We start from the raw sequence: 534 nt of genomic DNA, 5'->3' as shown, positions 1-534 counted from the left end.
ATGGCATTTTTGCCATATCTGCGCTTGCGGCGACTTCTGCGTGGGCTGCACCTGTACAGGTGGGCGAAGCGGCAGGATCGGCAGCAACGTCGGTTTCGGCGGGGAGTTCCTCCGCGACCAGCGTCAGCACCGTAAGCTCGGCGGTGGGTGTCGCGCTCGCGGCAACCGGTGGCGGTGATGGTTCTAATACCGGGACCACCACAACCACGACCACCAGTACCCAGTAATAAAGTATGTATCCCCAAAATAATTCGAGTCATCGCATCTGAAGCTTGAAGTATGAAGGGGATTAACCATAACCACACTCCGGTGTGGTTATTCTGCCCCTCTGGAGAAGAGTCGTGAAGCGACCAGCACTCATTCTTATCTGCCTGCTATTACAGGCCTGTTCAGCCACGACTAAAGAGCTGGGCAATTCACTGTGGGACAGTCTGTTCGGCACGCCAGGCGTACAGCTGACGGACGATGATATTCAAAATATGCCCTACGCCAGCCAGTACATGCAGCTTAATGGCGGGCCGCAGTTATTTGTGG

The 534-nt window shown here is 55.2% G+C and carries 2 protein-coding genes; one reads left to right on the top strand and one right to left on the bottom strand.

All coding sequences use genetic code 11. The features are described from left to right. Positions 1-260 (bottom strand): hypothetical protein (locus tag ACLO87_RS16995; protein WP_430224370.1); only part of this gene is annotated, 260 nt, incomplete at its 3' end. Between the two features lie 81 nt (positions 261-341). On the opposite strand from ACLO87_RS16995, the gene ACLO87_RS16990 reads away from it, so the two are divergent. Beyond that, on the top strand, positions 342-534 hold a 193-nt coding region (locus tag ACLO87_RS16990), incomplete at its 3' end, for a YjbF family lipoprotein (protein WP_198643067.1).

This window comes from Paenalcaligenes sp. Me52 (assembly GCF_050487965.1).
Taxonomy (GTDB): Bacteria; Pseudomonadota; Gammaproteobacteria; order Burkholderiales; family Burkholderiaceae_B; genus Paenalcaligenes.
Note: the sequence above shows the minus strand (reverse complement) of the source record. Positions and strands in the feature narration are given on the sequence as shown.